Origin of the sequence: Nonomuraea sp. N2-4H (assembly GCF_045291505.1) — a bacterium.
GTDB lineage: Bacteria > Actinomycetota > Actinomycetes > Streptosporangiales > Streptosporangiaceae > Nonomuraea > Nonomuraea fastidiosa.
The window spans coordinates 8,855,788-8,873,163 of record NZ_CP147987.1; the positions used below are offsets into that span (position 1 = coordinate 8,855,788).

Sequence of the window (17,376 nt, forward strand, 5' to 3'; positions counted from 1 at the left end):
GTATGTGCCCCACGGTGGGCCGTTGAGAGCTTGAGGAGTGACCATGCGCAGCATCTGGAAAGGTGCGATCTCCTTCGGTCTGGTCACGATCCCGGTCAAGCTGTACTCCGCCACGGAACAGAAGGACGTCACGTTCCACCAGGTCCACCGCAAAGACGGCGGCCGCATCCGCTACAAGCGCGTGTGCACCCAGGACGGCGAAGAGGTCCCGTACTCCGACATCGCCAAGGGCTACGAGCTGGCCACCGGCGAGATGGTCGTGCTCACCGACGAGGACTTCGAGGACCTGCCGCTCAGCAGCTCGCGCAGGATCGACGTCCTGCAGTTCACCCCCGCCGAGCAGATCGACCCCATCTACTTCGCCAAGTCGTACTACCTGGAGCCCGACGCGCAGGGCGCGAAGCCGTACGTGCTGCTGCGCAACGCCCTGGAGAGCTCGGGGCAGGTCGCCGTCGTCAAGGTCGCCCTGCGCCAGCGCGAGTCCCTCGCGACACTGCGCGTCCGCGACGGCGTCTTCGTCCTGGAGACCATGCTCTGGCCGGACGAGATCCGCGAGCCCGACTTCGCCTTCCTCGACGAGGACATCGAGGTACGTCCCCAGGAGCTCAAGATGGCGGAGTCCCTCATCAGCACCATGGAGTCGGACTTCGACCCGAGCGAGTACCACGACACCTACCGCGAGGCCCTGCAAGAGGTCATCGAGGCCAAGGTGGCGGGCAAGGAGGTCATCCCGGCCCAGGAGGAAGAGGAGGCCAAGCCCGCCGTGGACCTGATGGCCGCCCTGCGGGCCAGCGTGGAGGCCGCGAAGCGGGAACGAGAAGGCGCCTCCGCCAAGCCGAAGAAGACGGTCGCCGGGAAGGCGAAGGACTCCAAGGCGTCGTCCAAGGAGTCGAAGGACGAAGAGAAGGCACCCGCCAAGCGCAAGACCCGCAAGACCGCCTGACACCGCGCACGTCCAGCACCGGCAGCCCGGACGCTCCGGCAACCGTCGACTCGGGCGCTCGGGCAAGCGGCAGCTCGGGCGCTCGGGCAACCGTCGACTCGGGCGCTCGGGCAACCGGCAGCTCGGGCGCTCGGGCAACCGCCGACTCGGACGCTCTGGCGCTGGCAACCGAACGCAGACGCGCTCCGCCACCGCGCCCCGAACGCGGCCGCTCGCGCAGTAATCGACGTGTCCGATCCCGAGCACGCCGTCTACTAACGCGACCGCTCGCGCATGCGGCGCCCGAGCCGGGATGTTGCGGCACCGCGCTCGCAAACGGCCACTCGGCACTAGGCACCTGCACGCGGTCGCTTGGGCACGGGGCACCCGCACACAGCCGCTCGACGTCAGGAGCGGCCTGTGGCGCGAACCTTGGCACCACGCCTGCCCTAACGCGTGACAGCGGTGGGCGCGATCAATGGCCGGCGGCGTTGACGCCGCGAGGGCTAGCTGCAAGTCCCACGTGAACCGACACGTCCGGACACCTACGTGACCGTGTCGCCTGGGCGGAGGCCGCAGCAGTGGCGTAGTGCGGGTGCGTCAGCAGTGGCGTGGTGCGGGTGCGTCGCTCCCCACCTCACGCGTAGCCCTCCCCTGCGTCGGTGACGATGGCCGGCGGATGCCCCCGATACACGGGACCCCGGCGCGCCTCTCCGGCACCCACAGCCGTTCAGCTCCGGCTGTCCCTGGTTGGAGCGCGGCACCGCCCAGCACCGGCTGTCAGGCCGCGTCGATGGGCCTGGTGCGGTGTGGTGTGGACGTGCGGCAGCGGCTCCATGTCGAGACTGCCTGGGTTCCGCCGGTGGCGTCCCGCTGACGTCCCGCTGTGGCGTCCCGCTCGTAGCGTCCGCTGTGGCGTCCCGCCCGCCCGTGGCGTCCCGCTGTGGCGTCCCGCTGTGGCGTCCCGCTGTGGCGTCCCGCCCGTGGCGTCCCGCCCGTGGCGTCCCGCTGTGGCGTCCCGCCCGTGGCGCCCGTAGCGCCCCGCCCGTCCCGCCCTGCCTGTCCTGCCCGTGGCGTCCCGTCGAGCTGCCCTTGGCATCCGTCGTGTGCTCCGTCATTCGAGGCCTCGGGCCGAGTGGCGTGCCCGCCTCCGCGTTCCAGCGCGCCTAAGGGAGCAGCCGCGCCCGGGGAGGTAGCCGCGCCTGGGGGATACCCGTGCCCGGGGAGTAGCTGCGTCCGGGGGAGTACCTGTGCTCGGGGAGCAGCCGCGCCCGGGGAGTACCCGTGCCCGGGAAGTAGCCGCGCTCGGGGGAGTAGCTGCCCAAGAGGAGAGTAGCTGCGCTTGCAGCGAGTGTGCGCTGCGCCTACCACCCCGTACCGGTCATGCCGGGCTGGCACGCGGCGTGCGCGCCGGCCCGTCGCACGGGTGATCCTCGCTGCCCCGAGACACCCTGTACGGCGTCCCCTGCTAAGTGACGCGCCCTCCAGGGGCCGGGGAGAGGGCTTGCGCCCTCAGGTCGCCTTGGTCGCCGCTCCGTGGGCGCGTCGGCGAAAAGGACATATCACCTTAATTCACATCATTTCATTGGATAGATGGCTAATGCAAGCAATAAGATTCTTAATGCAGAGCAAAATGAATGCGCTTCTGTTTGTGTGCCGATCTGCCGGAAATGACACTTCGTGGATGACTCTTCAGCAGGCGTCCAAGACCTGTTTCCGGTTATCCGGGAACGTCGAGAACGGGGCAATCGATCCTTTAGGGGGAAAACGCAATGCCCAAGCTCAAGAGTGTTATCGCGGGCCTCGCCATCAGCACCGCGCTGACCGGCGGCGTGGTCAGCGCCGGTGCCGCCATCACCTCCGCCAGCGCCGACGCTGCCACGCAGGTCAGCACCGGCAACTCCGTCCTCGCCGGCTGCGGCGGCTGGGGCTGGGGCTCGCGGCGCTGCGGTTGGGGCTGGGGACACCGTCGTCACCACCACCACAGGCTGCGGGTGAAGGTCAGGGTCTTCAACCGTAACGTCAACCGCAACCACGAGCACCGCCACCACGACCACCGCAACCTGCCGCCGCGCGTCGCCGATGCGGAAACCCGTTGATATGACCGCGTGACAATGGCGTAGGAAATCTCGGTTTCCTAGTCTCCGCGGGATTCAAAGTGAGGGCTCTCCCGGTGCTTCCGGGGGGCCCTCGCTGCATCGTTCTTGGCCCATTCTTAAGTTCTGGCGGTGGGCTTTCGGCGTTGTGCGCGAATTGCAGTACTGCGGGACATGAACCGGCTCTGATGAGCCTCTGCCGTGCGGGCCCGGTGCCCGCACGGTTTCTTGCCCGCCGCCCAGGTCGATGTCGCCCTGATGGTGTCTCTGGACGAGTCGCCGGCCTGCACATGAACGGCCTCGTGCGGCTTGTACCCGTTGCGGGTTGCGAGCTCGGTCGCCGCGCTCTTGGCGGCCGTCGGGCAAGAAGCGCGGTCTCGCGAGCCGAACGTGCCCTGCGAGGCGGCGTGCGGTCTGTGAGGCGGAGCGTTCCTGCCAGGCGGAGTGTGGCCTGCGAGGCGGGTCAGCCGGCGGTCGGGCTCGGAGGTGCGGTTCGTCACGTGGGCATCCCTCCTCAGCGGGAACGCGGTCTTGCCAAGCGGAGTGTGGCCCGAGAGGCGGAACGTGGTCTTGCCGGGTGAGGACACGGCCATCGAGCGGCCGATGCTCTCCTGCGCATCCGCCGCCGGGGCGGGCGTCGGCGACTACGCTCCCGCCGCCGGGATGCCGGACGGCCGCCTGGGCGACCTTTGCCCGCGCGGACGGTGACGGACGCTCGGGGCGGGCCTGCCCGGGTGCTGGCCGAGTGCTGTGTGCGGTCAGGGGTGAATCGCTGTGCGGTGCCGCTGAGGCGAGACGGTGAGCGCGACGCGGCTCAAGGCTGAGGCGAGACGGTGAGCGCGACGCGGCTCAAGGCTGAGGCGAGACGGTGACCGGCACGCGGGATAAGGGTTGTGCGGTGCGGCCGGTGGCTGCGGCTCCGAGGTGCTGAATGTGCGGGGCTGAATCGGTGGCGGCGAAAGTGAGTGCGGACTGGGGCAGGGAGGGGCGAATGCGGTAGGGGGAAGAGCGCGGTGCCTGCTCGCCTTCGGCGGTGCGCTTGAGTGGGCTCGCACCTGGGTGGACGAGGTCGGGTGAGTGGTCCTGAGCGGTGGGGAGGTTGGGCGCGGCGGCCTGTCTGCGGTGGGGGATGGGTGCCGCCGGTGCTCGCCTTCGATGAGGTGGTTGAGCGGGCGGCGACGCTTGGTGGGTGTGGATGGCTGGGTGGTTCTGTGCGGTGGTGGGGTGGTTCGTTGGACGGCGGTGGGGTGGACGACTGGATGGACCGTGCGATCAGATGGGGGGCCGGATGAAACCGGGGCGGTGAGGTGGGGGTCGGATGGATCCTGGGCGGTGAGGTGGAGGTGGACGGGGTGAGTGCCCGCATTCCGGTGGGCCCTGTCCTTGGCGCCGAGGACGTCGGGTGGCTTCCGGTGAATACGGGCACTCATTTCAGGTTCGGCCTGAGTTCATCGCATGGGCGGACTCATCGGCCGGGGACTACCACCGCCTGTCGTGGCGGTTGTCGTTGTGGTTGTGGTTCTTGTTGACGATGACGATGCGGATCCGGCCGACACCGTGGTGGTGGCGGTGACCCCACCTCTTCCAGGGCTTCCAGCCCCAGCCCCAGCCGCAACGGCGGGGACGCCAGCCGCAGCCGTGTCCGGCCAGGACCGACTTGCCGGCGGTGATCTGGGTGGTGGCGGCGTTGGCGCTCGCGGTGGTTGTGGCGGCCCCGAGGCTGACCACACCGCCCGTAAGAGCGGTGCTCATGGCGAGACCGGCGATGACACTCTTGAGCTTGGGCATTGCGCTTTCCCCCTAAAGGATCGATTGCCCCGTTCGCGGATGAGACTTGCGATTCATCCGCACAGTGCATATTTCCCGACGAAAGCAGAAGAAACGGACATTAGCGGCTCTTGTCCTAGTCCAGTACTTCTCATGACGCGGCGCGCCCATAGAAGGGCGACAGAGCGCGCCGGAGCCGGGCGAATAAGCCGCGCACGGGAGAATGTGCGGGCATGGGAAAACGCCCCAAGGCATGGAACGGGTGCGCGCCGGCACCCGTCGTTCCACGCGCGAAATCCCGGCCGCGGACGCGACCGGGAAATGACGCAGTGAGGGCCTCCCGGACGATGCCGGGAGGGCCCTCACCGGTATTACCGCGAAGACGAGGAGAATGAACCTCAGGCCGAACCGCGCGTGAAATGCGGACCGTCCACGAGAACTCCTTGCGCCATCAATGCACGGCCATCTGCTACCAGTTGCGGTTGTGGTGGTGGTCGTGACGCTCGCGGGGGCTGTTGTCGTTCACGTTGTCGTTGCGGACGATGATGCAGATCTCGCCGCGGTGACGACGGTGGCCCCAGCCCCAGCCGCCCCAGCCCCAGCCGCCGCCGTGGTTCTTACCGCAGCGGGCGTGGTGGTGGTGGTGACGGTGGTGGTGACGGCGGTTACCCCAGCCCCAGCCCCAGCCGTCGTCCATGAGGACGGACGTGCCGGTGCTGACCTGGGTGGTGGCGCCCGCGGCGGACGTGGCCGCGCCCACGCCCACAACGCCGCCGGTCACCGCCGTGCTGAGGGCGAGGCCTGCGATAACACTCTTGAGCTTGGGCATTGTGTTTCCCCCTAAAGGATCGATTGCCCCGTTCTCGGCCGTTTCCTATTTGACAGGAAACAGATCTTGGACGGCTGCTGAAGGCTCATCCGTCGAATGTCATTTCCGTGCCGAAGGGCGGGCAAACGGCGAAGACCCCATTTTGCTCTGCATTAACAATCTTATTGCTCGCATTACATAATTATCAAATGATAAGAGATGATATGTCCGATTCGACGGCATATCGAACCGCGAAGCGCGGGTGGCAAGGGGCGGCCATCGCGGGTCGCCGGACGTGCCGGAAGTGCCGTTCGCGGCGGTCGTGCGCAGGCGGCGATTGCGCGCGCGGATGTGAAATTCCGCGAGCGCGAGAAAAGCCGCGACGCCGAGCCCGATAAAATGCCGGACATCGCGTTGAGGCCGGCCGGATGCACCATTCAGGTGATGCGTGCGCGGCCGCTCGCCGATGCCGAGCGTCGTGCGGGCGCGGCGGCGGCCATCGTGGTACGGGGGAGGCCCCCGGAGATGTCTGCCGCTCTGCGTTGGTCCCCGGGCGTGACGGCCGACGGCCACTCTCCGTTAACGGTGAGTGGCGTTGGTGTCACGCTGGGTACCGTGATGCTTTCCGGGTCGGTGTGTCATAAACGGCAAACGCCAGCTTTTGCCACATGCTTGGGGCGGCAAGAGATCGATTAGAGATCTATGACGTGAAATGTCCAGGTATGGGCGGATCTGTCCATCTGTTGATGTGCGGGGTTGTTGGGGCAGATGGGGCGTTTGGGGCGGTCGAGACGGGTGGACGTGAGGTGAGGTGGGTCGGGGATCAGCGTTGCTCGGTGGGGATGGCGCCAACCGGTGGGGATGGCGCTGATCTGTGGGGATGGGGGCGATCGGTGTGGCTCGGCCGGCGGGGTGGCCAGGACGGCTGTCTGCTGGGCGTGCCCCTCCCGAGAGTCGGGCCGGCGCGCAGGCGCCCTCCGCGGGGGGCGGGCGGCCAGGAGGTACGTCTCCGAGCGGTCGGGTGGTCGGGGGCCTGTCTCCTGAGGTGGCTGGGGTGTCGCGAGGGTGGGGTGCGGGAGCTCGCCGCACGGGACGGGCTAGCGGCGGCCCGGCTTCTTGAGCTAGCGGCGGCCCAGCTTCTTGAGGTAGTGGCCGTACGCGTAGCCCGTCAGCTTGTTCTCTGTCCCCTTGATCTGGCGCCAGTCGCCGACCTTCGTGCACGGCCCCCACGTGCGGTCGCCGGGATAGATCTTGTCCAGCACCTCGCCGCCGGGCTGTACCCGGATGTTCAGGTGCGTCTTCACCCGTACCACTCGATAGAGGCACTCCACGCGCTCCTCCGAGGCGGCCATGGCGGCCGCGTCGGCGGGCCGGGCGGTACCGCAGCAGAAAGCGCCGCAGCACAGAGCGCCGCAGCTCAGAGCTGCGGCGGCGAGTGGAGCGGCGATACGGCTGGTGAGCATTGACTACCCCTGTCCCTGTCCGGGGGCTATCGGGTCACATGTCCAGAAAAATCATGGAAATAACCGCCCTGTACGGAATCCAGACCGCCCGTAGAAGCGATGGTTATCGTCAGAGGAAGGGGAAGACGCGTTCGAGGAACGAGGAGGAGCAGCGATGACCGCGGAGCCGGTCCCGCACTGGCCGGGCAGGATGATCGGTCCGGTGCACGTCAGGTCCACCCCCGAAGGCCCCGCGGAGCAGGCGGTGTTCGTGCACGGCCTGGCCGGTTCGGCGACCAACTGGACCGACCTGATGGACGAGCTCAAGGACACGGTCACCGGCCACGCCATCGATCTTCCCGGTGCCGGCTTCTCGCCCGCCCCCGCAGACGGCGACTACTCCGTGGCGGCCCATTCCAACGTGGTGATCGGCCTGCTGGAGCACACGGGCCCCGCCCACCTGTTCGGCAACTCGATGGGCGGCGCGATCTCCGTCAGGGTCGCCGCCCAGCGGCCCGACCTGGTGCGCTCGCTCACGCTCATCTCCCCGGCGCTGCCCGACCTGCTGCCCCGCTACGGCCCCATCCGGGTGGCCGCCGCCGCGATACCCCGGCTGGGCGAGTGGGTGGCCGACCGGCTGCGCCTGGTGCCCGTCGAACAGCGCATCACCGCGTCCATGGCCATGGTCTACGCCGACATGCGGGCGGTCCACCCCGTACGCCTGCGCGACGCCATCGAGGAGCAGCGCAGGCGCGACGAGCTGCCGTACGCGGGCCAGGCGATCGTGGGCTCGGCGCGCGGCATCGTGTCGGAGTACTTCCGCAGGGGCGAGGAGAACCTGTGGCGGCAGGCGGCCAAGGTCAAGGCGCCCACGCTGATCATCCACGGACGCCACGACCGGCTGGTGCGCCCGGCGATGGCGAAGAAGGCGTACCGTACATTCCGGCAGGTCAGGCTGGTTCTTCTGCCGACGGCGGGACACGTGGCGATGATGGAGATGCCGCGCGTCGTGGCGGCCGAGGCGCGGCGTCTGATCAGTGAGACGCGATTGGGGAATGCCCCACTGCCCAGCTAGGTTTCACAATGAGATGGGTCCCCTTTAAAACGGGAGCGTAGAAAGTGTCGTTGCCACCGCTGGTCGAGCCGGCCGATGAGCTGACCGTCGACGAAGTGCGCCGCTACTCACGCCACCTGATCATTCCCGACGTGGGCATGGCGGGGCAGAAGCGGCTGAAGAACGCCAAGGTGCTGTGTGTGGGCGCCGGGGGCCTGGGCTCGCCCACGCTGATGTACCTCGCCGCGGCGGGCGTCGGCACCCTCGGCATCATCGACTTCGACGTGGTCGATGAGTCCAACCTGCAGCGCCAGGTCATTCACGGCCAGTCCGACGTGGGCAGGCCCAAGGCCGAGAGCGCCGCCGCGACGATCCGCGAGATCAACCCGCTGGTCAACGTCGTGATCCACGACACGATGCTGGCCGTCGACAACGTCATGGAGATCTTCTCCGGCTACGACCTCATCGTCGACGGCACCGACAACTTCGCCACCCGCTACATGGTCAACGACGCGGCGGTGCTGCTCGGCAAGCCGTACGTCTGGGGCTCGATCTACCGCTTCGACGGCCAGGCCAGCGTCTTCTGGGCCGAGCACGGCCCCTGCTACCGCTGCCTCTACCCGGAGCCCCCGCCTCCCGGCATGGTGCCGTCGTGCGCCGAGGGCGGCGTGCTCGGCGTGCTGTGCGCGTCGATCGGCTCCATCCAGGTCAACGAGGCCATCAAGCTGCTGACCGGCATCGGCGACCCGCTGGTCGGGCGACTGATGATCTACGACGCCCTGGAGATGAAGTACCGCGACGTCAAGGTCCGTAAGGACCCCGAGTGCGTGCTGTGCGGCAAGAACCCGACGCTGACCACGCTCCTCGACGACTACGAGGCGTTCTGCGGCGCGATCTCCGATGAGGCCGCCGAGGCGGCCAGCGGCTCGACGATCACGGCGCAGGAGCTCAAGGGCATGATGGACCGCGGCGAGAACATCTTCCTCGTCGACGTCCGCGAGCCCAACGAGTACGAGATCGTCAACATCCCCGGCGCCACGCTGATCCCGAAGGGCGAGTTCCTCAACGGCTCGGCCCTGGAGAAGCTGCCGCAGGACAAGAAGATCGTGCTCCACTGCAAGTCGGGTGCGCGTTCGGCCGAGGCGCTCGCGGTCGTCAAGAACGCCGGCTTCTCCGACGCCGTCCACGTCGGCGGCGGCGTGCTGAGCTGGATCAAGACGGTCGACCCGAGCCTGCCCACCTATTAAGCGGTTTCCGCCGGGACCTCCCGGTTAAGGTCGTTGCCGTGAACTCCGCCCGTCCATGGCCGACCCTCGTGGTGGCCTCCGCGCTGACGCTGATCTGCGCGGTGGCCGCCGGGGTCGCGGGGAGCGCGGCCGGCACGGAGCTCACCCGCGGCCCGACGGCGGCCGAGCTACGTGCCGCGGCCCAGCGCGAGGTCGCAGAGCGCTGGCGCACCTGGCCGGCGGGCCGCATCTTTCCCGCGACGCTGCCCTACTCCGCCGAGCAGGGCGGCCGGGAACGTGCCAGAAGAATCGGCATCTCGCCGCGCACCTCCTGCGACGGCGAGGCGGTGGACGCCGCCGCCGTCGAGGCGCTGCGCCGGGCCGGGTGCAAGGGCGTGCTGCGGGCCACGTACGTCGACGCGCTGCGCGGAGTGCTCGTCACCGTCGGCGTGGTGGCGCTGCGCGACGAGGCCCACGCCGTACGCGCGAGGTCCGCGTTCTCCGACACCGGCAAGCCCACCCCAGGGCTGCGGCCGGTCGCCTTCCGCAAGACGCTGGCCGACCGGTTCACGCCCGGTGTGCGCGAGGCGGGATCGGTCCGCCAGGCGGGCCCGTACCTCGTGCTCACCACCTCGGGCCAGGTGGACGGGCGGCCCGCGAAGGCGGCGGGCGAGCCGCGGCCGTCCATCTTCGCCTTCGCCACCGAGATCTCCGAGCAGGTGCTCGCCGAGCTGAGCAGGCCCCGCATGCCCGACTGCGGATCGGGGGAGTGGCGGTGCTGAAAGGGCGCGCGAGAGCGTTGCGAAGGAGCGCGACGGTGCTGAAAGGGCGCGCGAGAGCGTTGCGAAGGGGCGCGGCGGCCGCCGCGGCCGTCGCGCTGCTGTGGCCGCCCGCGCCCGCGTCCGCCGATGACGTGCGCGGCGGGCAGCGCGCGGTGATCGAGACGCTGGCGCTGACCAAGGCGTGGCGGGTCAGCAAGGGCGCCGGGGTGACGGTGGCCGTGCTGGACTCGGGCGTCGATCCTCACCACCGCGACCTGGCCGGGTCCGTACGCGTCGGCAAGGACTTCACCGCCGGCGCGAACCCGCCCGGCACCGCTCCCAGCAGGTTGCACGGCACGTACATGGCGTCGCTGATCGCCGGGCACGGCCACGGGCCAGACCGAAAACGGGGGATCATCGGCGTGGCGCCCGAAGCGGACGTACTGTCGGTAAGGGTCATCCTGGAGGACGAGGAGCCGGGTTTCCTGACGTTCAACTCGGCCGAGCGCTTCGAGAACGTGGTGGCCAGGGGCATCCGCTACGCGGTCGACGAAGGGGCCGACGTGATCAACCTGTCGATCTCCAAGGAGCTGGCCACCCGCGAGGAGCGGGCGGCCGTGCGCTACGCGATCGGCAAGGGCGTGGTGCTGGTCGCCGCCGCGGGGAACGACGGTGACAGGAAGACCCACGGCGACTTCGCTCCCTACTCCTATCCGGCGGCGTTCCCCGGCGTGGTGTCGGTGGGGGCGACCGACCGGCGGCTGCGGCGGGCCGCGTTCTCCAACTGGAACTCCTCGGTGCTGGTGGCCGCGCCGGGCGTGGACATCATGGGCGCGGGCCCCGGTGACGAGTACTGGGTCGGCAGGGGCACGTCGCAGGCGACCGCGCTGGTGTCGGGCGTCGCCGCCCTCATTAAGTCGAAATATCCGGAGATGTCGCCGCCGCTCGTCGCGCGAGCCCTGGCCGCGAGCGCCAAGGACCTGCCGCCCGGCGGCTACGACACCGGCACCGGCTTCGGCGTCGTCAACGCCGCGCGGGCGCTCTCCGAGGCGTCCAGGCTGGCGGGACACACCGAGGTGGCCAAGGGCGAGCAGGCGCACGACCCGGCCAGGCCGCTGGCCGGCGGGCGTTCGGGCCCCATCGACGTCGTCATCAGGGACGAGCGGCGCGTCACGATCTACGCGGCCGTCGCCGCCGGTGCCGCCGCAGGAGCGCTGGCCTCCCTCGCCGTCATCTTTATCCTGGTCAGACGCGTACGGCGGGGGCACATGTCGCAAGACGCATGATCCGCCCCTTCAGGGGGACGAAATAGACATCGATGCGAATGCGGGAACGAGGCGGTGGTGAAGGCACGTAGGTCGACGACAGGGCTACCGCGCGCCGAGGGGGACGCCACGCAGAGGCGGAGGAACCCGCTCGGCGCCACAACCGGCCGCCGCTCGCGTGTGCGCTCGTGGCCGGCGGCGAACTCGCGTCAGCGCACGGCAGCCAAGGAACGCGCCGAACTGGCGGCGCTCCAGCAGGGAATCCGTTACCGCCGCGCCTTCGTGGTGCTGCTCGGGACCATCATCGCCGTCTCGGCGCTCGTCGTGCTGCTCGGCACCGTCGGACTGTTCACCGAGACGCGCTCGCGGCCGCTGACGTCCGCCGAGCAGAGCCGCTACCAGCAGGAGGAGGTCGCCCGCCGATGGCAGGCGTGGCCCGCCACCGGCGTCTTCCCCGAAGAGGTCAAATACCTCGGACTCGACCGCGCCCAGCAGTACGCCAGGCGCGTCGGCATCGCACCCGAGACCGACTGCGGCAAGGGCGTGGACGCCTCCGTGGCCGCCGTGCTGCAGAACCACGGCTGCAGGACGCTGCTGCGGGCCACGTACGTCGACCAGACCGCCACCTTCGTCTTCACCATCGGCGTGGCCGTGCTCGAAGACGAGGAGGCGCGGGTCTCCGCCGGCGAGGAGCTGACCCAGGACGACCGCGTCGGCGTGCTGCCCGTCGCCTTCCCCGGCACCGTCACCGAGCGCTTCGGCCCCGAGCAGCGGCAGCGGACGAGCTGGGTGGGCGCGGGGCCGTACATCGTCTTCTCGACCGGCGGGTACGCCGACGGGCGCACCAGGGCCGCGATCCCGCCCGAGGAGATCCTGCACAGCGAGCTGTGGCCGGCCGCCAAGTCCATCGGCAACCAGATCGCCTACTTCCTCGCGGACCCGCCCACGGTGCCGCCCTGCACTCAGGGGAACGTGTGCTGACCGTCGTACGCGTGCTGACCGCCGCCGTGCTCGCCTTCTCCGGCACCACGGCGGATCCGATAAAAGCGCAGCAGGAGTGGGTGCTGGACGCGCTCAACGTCAAGCAGGCGTGGACGGTCACCAAGGGCGAGGGCGTCACCGTCGCCGTTGTGGACAGCGCCGTGGACACGCGCGTCAAGGAGCTCAAGGGCCGCGTCACCACCGGCCCCGACATGACCACGGGCTCGGTGCAGCGCGAGCTGCCGCCCGGCCGGCACGGCACCGCCATGGCCGCGCTCATCGCCGGCTCGGGCAAGGGCGACGGCTACACCGGCGTCGCGCCGTCCGCGCGCATCCTGTCGCTGCCCATGGTCATCGACGAGGAGCCCGGCTCCGCCGTGCCGCCCATGGAGGAGCAGCCGGGCGTCCAGAGCCCGCTGGCCCGCGCCCTGCGCTACGCCGCCAACCACGGCGCCCAGGTCGTCAGCATGTCGATCGGCTCCTACGGCCCGCTCAGGTCCGAGCGCGAGGCCGTCTCGTACGCGCTGAGCAAAGGCGTCGTGCTGGTCGCCGCCGTCGGCAACGACGGCCAGACCCAGTACGCCAGGGACAAGGGCACCTCCTACTGGAGCTTCCCGGCCGGTTACCCGGGCGTCATCGGTGTGGCCGCCGTCGACAAGCAGGGCAAGCGGGCTTCGTTCAGCAGCGACAACCTGTCCGTGCTGGTCTCCGCGCCCGGCGTGGACGTCCCCGTCGTCAAGCGCGGCAGCGGCTACGAGCTGTCCCAGGGCACCAGCTCCGCCGCCGCGCTCGTGGCCGGTGTGGCCGCGCTGCTCAAGGCGCGCTATCCGGCCCTGGCGCCCGAGCAGGTGGCGCAGGCGCTCGCCGCCAGCGCCAGGGGACGCCCCGCCGCCGGCGACGACGACGAGACCGGCTTCGGCGTGGTGGACGCCGCCGCCGCGCTCAACGCCGCCGAGCGGCTCGTCGGCGCCAAGCGCAGCATCACGCCCGGCGTCGAGCACTTCGGCCAGGGCGAGGATACGCCGGTGCCCAGCCGTCCGGGGCCCGACCCGGTCCGGCTGTGGCTGTACGGGGGCGGCGTGCTCGTGGCGCTCGCCATGTTCTGCGGCGCGATCGTCGTGCTCAACCAGCGCAAGGAGCAGTGACCTCGACCGGCGCAAGGGGCGATGACCCCGACCGGCGCAAGGAGCGACGCCCCCGACCGGCGTAGAGAGCGATGACCTCGATCGGCGCCAGGGGCGATGACCTGGGGCAGCACAAGGAGTGATGACCTCCGTCAGCGCAGGGAGCCATGACGGACCCGACCAGGCATAACAGCGGTTTCGTGAACAGGTTTCCAGGTCGGGAGAAGATCCGCTATGGTCCCCCGTCATGGGATACGAGCTGCGAGTGGTACGCGAGTCGCCACTCGCCTTCGCCGAGCTGGCGAAGGCCATCGCGCCGGCCGGTTTCGAGCTGCGCGGATCCGACGAGATCGTGGCCGGCCACGGAGACGCCAAGCACACCGTGGCCCGCTGGCAGGGCCAGGTCGTCGGTGAGCCGGGCTCCGACTGGCAGGTGGCCCAGCTCCTGCGTCTGTCCACCGCGCTCGGCGCCCGGCTCGTGGGCGAGGACGGCGAGGTCTACTCGCTGCGCGACGGCGTGATGGAGGTCGCCACCGGCGACAGCGTCATGGAGCTCGGCAAGTTCGATGAGATCATCGAGGCGGGTCCGGCGGCGTGGAGCCCATAAGCCCGTTCGCGGAGCGGGTGCTCGATCTTGTCGAGCGCATCCCGCCCGGCAAGGTCATGTCGTACGGCGACATCGCCGAATACCTCGGCGAGGGCGGGCCGCGCCAGGTCGGCAAGGTGATGTCCATCTGGGGCGGCGGTGTGCCGTGGTGGCGCGTCGTGCACGCCGACGGCTCCGGCGCGGCGCCTGACCACCTGCAACGTTGCCTGGCTCACTGGCGCGAAGAGGGCACGCCGCTGCGCGGCGACCGGGTCGACATGCGCCTGGCCCGCTGGGACGGGCGTTCAGCCGATTTTCAGTAACCCTCCTGACCTGCACTTTCGTCGAACAGGCGATTTCGTGACATGTGACTCCCATTACCATGGGCGAAACAGTGATGGCGGCCTGAAAGGCGGTGCCTCCCCTATGGCCACCGGCGTCACAGCCCGAAGCCAGGGTGGCGACTCGCTCGCCGACCGCCTGAAGGCTGTCCAGGATCTCTGCGATCGTGGTGAGCCTCTCGAAGCGGTCATGCGAGCGGTCGGCCCCGGCGGTCGCGACGCGGCGTTCGACACCGAGGTGCTGAGCGGTCCCCTCGGGGGCCGTATCGACCTCGCGGTCAAGCGCGGCGCCGCGCGTCGGCGCGAGATGCTCGATCTTGTACGCCCGTACCTCGCGGGCGTCGACCCCAAGGTCAAACGCGATCTGCCGGTCGCGCGTCGTCTCATCGTCCACCTGATAGAGACGCGTCCCGACGAGGAGCTCGTCGAGGGCGAGACGCTGCTCAAGGTGGTCACGGCGGCGGCCGAACCGTCCAAGCGCATCCGCAAGGGCCTGCGCTGGTATGCCGACCTGCCCTTCCGTGACGAGCTGCCGCCCGACCTCTACCGGTTGCGCCGCGCCGACCTGGTGCCGGTCACCCACATCGACGACATCGTCTGGGCCGACGGCAAGCTGCGCGTCAGCGGCTACGCCTACCTGGCCGGCCTGTCGGTGCGCAGCCGCAGGTTCAACTGGGCGACCGTGGTGCTGCGCGGCCCGCGCTGGCTGCCGCCGGTCCGCATGCGCACCCGCCGCGTCCTCGCCCCCGAGGCCACCCACGGCGCGCGCGAGCCCGGCTGCAACTACGACTGGTCCGGCTTCACCGCCGAGCTGAACCCGTGGCCGCTGCGCTGGCGGGGCGCGGTGCGCGGCTTCGTCCACGGCGTACGGCGGCGCATGCGTCACCGTCCCGGCGTGCCCGACGCCACCACGTGGCGGGCCGAGATCGTGTTCTGGAGCCGTGGCGCGCGGGCCACCGGTCTGCTGCGCGGCTCCTCCATCGGCCGTCCCGAGCGGCCCGCCGGGCTCAACGTCAAGCCGGGCTGGTGGCTGCGTCCCGTCTGGACGTCCGACCGCGCGCTGCAGGTCGTGCTCCAGCCCAACAGGGCCGAGCTGAAGTCCGTGGAGCTCGACGGCGAGCGCCTGGAGCTGAAGATCTTCCTGCCGGGCCGGCAGGTCACCAAGGGCCACGCCAGGCTCGGCGGCCACCGCATCGCCGCCGACTTCACGCCGTCCGGCGACGGCACGCAGGTCGTGGTCGGGCTGGCCGTGCCCGCGCTGCTCCAGGAGAAGGACGGCCGGCGGCTCTGGGTCGAGCCCAAGGGCGACCCGGCGGCTCCCGTCATGCTGGCCGGCGCCGCCGAGACCCGCTCCATCGTGGGCGACCGCGAGATCACCGTGCTGGGCGACCGCCGCGATCGCGTCGTGGTCTCCGCCCACCGCATCAGGCCGATCATCTCCTCGGCGGTCTGGGAGGGCTCCGCGCTCGTGCTGCGCGGCCACTACCCCGACGCGGAAGGCCCCCGCACGCTGACGCTGCGCCACCGGTCCGGGCTGTCGTACCAGCTGCCGATGGAGCGCTCCGGCGCCGACTTCACCGTACGCGTCGAGCCCGCCGCGATGGACCGCTTCGGCGAGCCCGTGCCGCTCGCGTCCGGCACGTGGAACATGTCGCTGCGCCACCCGTCGGGCGAGATCGTGCCGCTGCGCATGGACCACGCCGCGCTGCCCGGCCTCGACGAGGACCCGCGGACGATCGGCGGCCACGTCTTCCGGATGATCTCCACCCGCTTCGACGTGCCGGTGATCACCGTCGAGGAGGACAGGCCGGCCGAGGAGCGCGGCGTCGCCGGCACCCACGTGCTGCGCCGCGTCTTCTACCCGGCACAGCGCAGCGAGCCGCTGCGCGACACCACGGTCTACGTCGTCAACGACGGCCGCCTCTACGCCGACAGCGTGCGCGCCATCTACGAGGAGCGGGTGCGCAGGGGCGACGACGGCGAGCACGTGTGGATCGTCAAGGACGGCGCCTTCGTGCCGCCGGGCCCGGCGAAGGTCATCCGCGCCGGCAGCCGCGAGCACCATGAGGCGCTGGCCAGGTCGCGCCACATCGTCACCAACGCGTTCCTGCCCGCCTGGTTCCGCGCCCGCGAGGATCAGGTGGTCGTCCAGACCTGGCATGGCACCCCCGCCAAGCTCATCGGCGGCGACCAGGCTCACATGAAGCGCGACCCGAGGCCGCCCATCTGGTACCGCCAGGCGGCCGAGGTGCGCGGCTGGAGCCTGCTGCTGTCGCAGTCGCCGTGGGCCACGCAGGTGCTGCGCAAGGCGTTCGGCTACAAGGGCGAGATCCTGGAGAGCGGGCTGCCGCGCAACGACGTGCTCAACGCGCCCGACCGCGAGGCGCGGGCGGCGGCGGTGCGCGAGCGGCTCGGGCTGGCCGAGGGCAAGCGGGTCGTGCTGTACGCGCCGACGTACCGCGACTACGACCGCAAGAACGCCATGGTCAAGCTCGACCTCGCCAAGGCGCGCCAGGCGCTGGGCGCCGACCACGAGATCCTGGTACGCGCCCACCCGATGCAGGCCATGCCCGCCGTCCCCGACATCGCCCGCGACGTCACCACGTATCCCGACATCGCGGAGCTGCTGCTGGTGGCCGACGTGCTGGTGACCGACTACTCCTCGGTCATGTTCGACTTCGCCGCCACCGGCAAGCCGATCGTCCTGTACGCCTACGACCGCACGAAGTACTCCAACAAGCGGGGCCTCTACCTCGACCTGGACGAGCAGGCGCCGGGGCCGGTGCTCGCGACGTCGGCCGACGTGGTGGAGGCGCTGCGGTCGATCGACGAGGTCGCCGCCGCACACGCCGACCGCTACGACGCCTTCCGCGCCACGTTCGCCCCGCGCGACGACGGCAAGGCCACGGCGCGCGTGGTGGACCACCTGTTCTCATGACGTGACGGCGTCACGGCCCGGGGCACGAGCCCCGGGCCGTTCTTCTTTGTGAGTGCCGCCGTTTG

General features: G+C 70.2%; 15 protein-coding genes. 12 read left to right on the forward strand and 3 right to left on the reverse strand.

What is annotated here, in order from left to right:
* The first annotated feature begins 43 nt into the window (after nucleotides 1–43).
* From WBK31_RS41000 to WBK31_RS41010, 3 genes are all read left to right on the forward strand, one after another.
* The gene (locus WBK31_RS41000; RefSeq protein WP_364069053.1) at nucleotides 44–943 is read left to right on the forward strand and encodes a Ku protein; all 900 of its coding nucleotides are present in this window, start codon (nucleotides 44–46) and stop codon (nucleotides 941–943) included.
* Nucleotides 944–2,694: 1,751 nt separating this feature from the next.
* Nucleotides 2,695–3,021 carry a hypothetical protein gene (locus tag WBK31_RS41005; RefSeq protein WP_406674135.1) on the forward strand — a complete coding sequence of 109 codons (327 nt, stop codon included), beginning with the start codon at nucleotides 2,695–2,697 and terminating at the stop codon, nucleotides 3,019–3,021.
* A 561-nt stretch (nucleotides 3,022–3,582) separates the two neighbouring features.
* Nucleotides 3,583–3,726, forward strand: coding sequence for a hypothetical protein (locus WBK31_RS41010; RefSeq protein ID WP_378785155.1), 144 nt, complete (start codon nucleotides 3,583–3,585; stop codon nucleotides 3,724–3,726).
* Nucleotides 3,727–4,497: 771 nt separating this feature from the next.
* Here the strand turns inward: WBK31_RS41010 and WBK31_RS41015 are convergent.
* The 3 genes from WBK31_RS41015 to WBK31_RS41025 form a co-directional block, all read right to left on the reverse strand.
* Entirely contained in the window at nucleotides 4,498–4,806 is a 309-nt protein-coding gene (locus WBK31_RS41015; RefSeq protein ID WP_364069057.1) for a hypothetical protein, read from the reverse strand.
* 448 nt (nucleotides 4,807–5,254) lie between these two features.
* Nucleotides 5,255–5,614 carry a hypothetical protein gene (locus WBK31_RS41020; protein WP_364069059.1) on the reverse strand — a complete coding sequence of 120 codons (360 nt, stop codon included), beginning with the start codon at nucleotides 5,612–5,614 and terminating at the stop codon, nucleotides 5,255–5,257.
* A gap of 1,100 nt (nucleotides 5,615–6,714) precedes the next feature.
* The gene (locus WBK31_RS41025; protein WP_364069061.1) at nucleotides 6,715–7,056 is read right to left on the reverse strand and encodes a hypothetical protein; all 342 of its coding nucleotides are present in this window, start codon (nucleotides 7,054–7,056) and stop codon (nucleotides 6,715–6,717) included.
* Between the two features lie 154 nt (nucleotides 7,057–7,210).
* Here WBK31_RS41025 and WBK31_RS41030 point away from each other — a divergent pair, with 154 nt between their 5' ends.
* From WBK31_RS41030 to WBK31_RS41070, 9 genes are all read left to right on the forward strand, one after another.
* Nucleotides 7,211–8,110, forward strand: a complete 900-nt coding sequence (locus tag WBK31_RS41030) for an alpha/beta hydrolase (RefSeq protein ID WP_364069063.1) — start codon at nucleotides 7,211–7,213, stop codon at nucleotides 8,108–8,110.
* Nucleotides 8,111–8,154: 44 nt separating this feature from the next.
* A complete protein-coding gene (gene moeZ, locus WBK31_RS41035; protein ID WP_364069065.1) occupies nucleotides 8,155–9,336 on the forward strand; it encodes an adenylyltransferase/sulfurtransferase MoeZ in 1,182 nt (393 codons plus the stop codon).
* A 38-nt stretch (nucleotides 9,337–9,374) separates the two neighbouring features.
* On the forward strand, nucleotides 9,375–10,097 hold the full coding sequence (locus WBK31_RS41040; protein ID WP_364069067.1) for a hypothetical protein: 723 nt from the start codon (nucleotides 9,375–9,377) through the stop codon (nucleotides 10,095–10,097).
* Between the two features lie 35 nt (nucleotides 10,098–10,132).
* Nucleotides 10,133–11,362 (forward strand): S8 family serine peptidase, encoded by a 1,230-nt coding sequence (locus tag WBK31_RS41045; protein ID WP_364069069.1) that lies wholly within the window; start codon nucleotides 10,133–10,135, stop codon nucleotides 11,360–11,362.
* Nucleotides 11,363–11,521: 159 nt separating this feature from the next.
* A complete protein-coding gene (locus WBK31_RS41050) occupies nucleotides 11,522–12,322 on the forward strand; it encodes a hypothetical protein (RefSeq protein WP_378785152.1) in 801 nt (266 codons plus the stop codon).
* On the forward strand, nucleotides 12,316–13,467 hold the full coding sequence (locus WBK31_RS41055; RefSeq protein WP_378785150.1) for a S8 family serine peptidase: 1,152 nt from the start codon (nucleotides 12,316–12,318) through the stop codon (nucleotides 13,465–13,467). The genes WBK31_RS41050 and WBK31_RS41055 overlap by 7 nt, the downstream gene beginning before the upstream one ends.
* A gap of 226 nt (nucleotides 13,468–13,693) precedes the next feature.
* Nucleotides 13,694–14,053: a hypothetical protein gene (locus WBK31_RS41060; RefSeq protein ID WP_364069075.1), complete on the forward strand. Its 360-nt coding sequence runs from the start codon at nucleotides 13,694–13,696 to the stop codon at nucleotides 14,051–14,053.
* Nucleotides 14,041–14,355 (forward strand): MGMT family protein, encoded by a 315-nt coding sequence (locus WBK31_RS41065; protein ID WP_364069077.1) that lies wholly within the window; start codon nucleotides 14,041–14,043, stop codon nucleotides 14,353–14,355. The genes WBK31_RS41060 and WBK31_RS41065 overlap by 13 nt, the downstream gene beginning before the upstream one ends.
* Nucleotides 14,356–14,563: 208 nt before the next feature.
* Nucleotides 14,564–17,311 carry a CDP-glycerol glycerophosphotransferase family protein gene (locus tag WBK31_RS41070; RefSeq protein ID WP_364069079.1) on the forward strand — a complete coding sequence of 916 codons (2,748 nt, stop codon included), beginning with the start codon at nucleotides 14,564–14,566 and terminating at the stop codon, nucleotides 17,309–17,311.
* Nucleotides 17,312–17,376 lie beyond the last annotated feature (65 nt).

Excerpts from the sequence above, each read along its gene's own strand:
- WBK31_RS41015 (WP_364069057.1), bottom strand. The coding sequence starts at position 4,806 with ATGCCCAAGCTCAAGAGTGTCATCGCCGGTCTCGCCATGAGCACCGCT.
- WBK31_RS41060 (WP_364069075.1), top strand. The coding sequence starts at position 13,694 with ATGGGATACGAGCTGCGAGTGGTACGCGAGTCGCCACTCGCCTTCGCC.
- WBK31_RS41030 (WP_364069063.1), top strand. The coding sequence starts at position 7,211 with ATGACCGCGGAGCCGGTCCCGCACTGGCCGGGCAGGATGATCGGTCCG.
- WBK31_RS41000 (WP_364069053.1), top strand. The coding sequence starts at position 44 with ATGCGCAGCATCTGGAAAGGTGCGATCTCCTTCGGTCTGGTCACGATC.
- WBK31_RS41070 (WP_364069079.1), top strand. The coding sequence starts at position 14,564 with ATGCGAGCGGTCGGCCCCGGCGGTCGCGACGCGGCGTTCGACACCGAG.
- WBK31_RS41005 (WP_406674135.1), top strand. The coding sequence starts at position 2,695 with ATGCCCAAGCTCAAGAGTGTTATCGCGGGCCTCGCCATCAGCACCGCG.
- WBK31_RS41020 (WP_364069059.1), bottom strand. The coding sequence starts at position 5,614 with ATGCCCAAGCTCAAGAGTGTTATCGCAGGCCTCGCCCTCAGCACGGCG.
- WBK31_RS41025 (WP_364069061.1), bottom strand. The coding sequence starts at position 7,056 with ATGCTCACCAGCCGTATCGCCGCTCCACTCGCCGCCGCAGCTCTGAGC.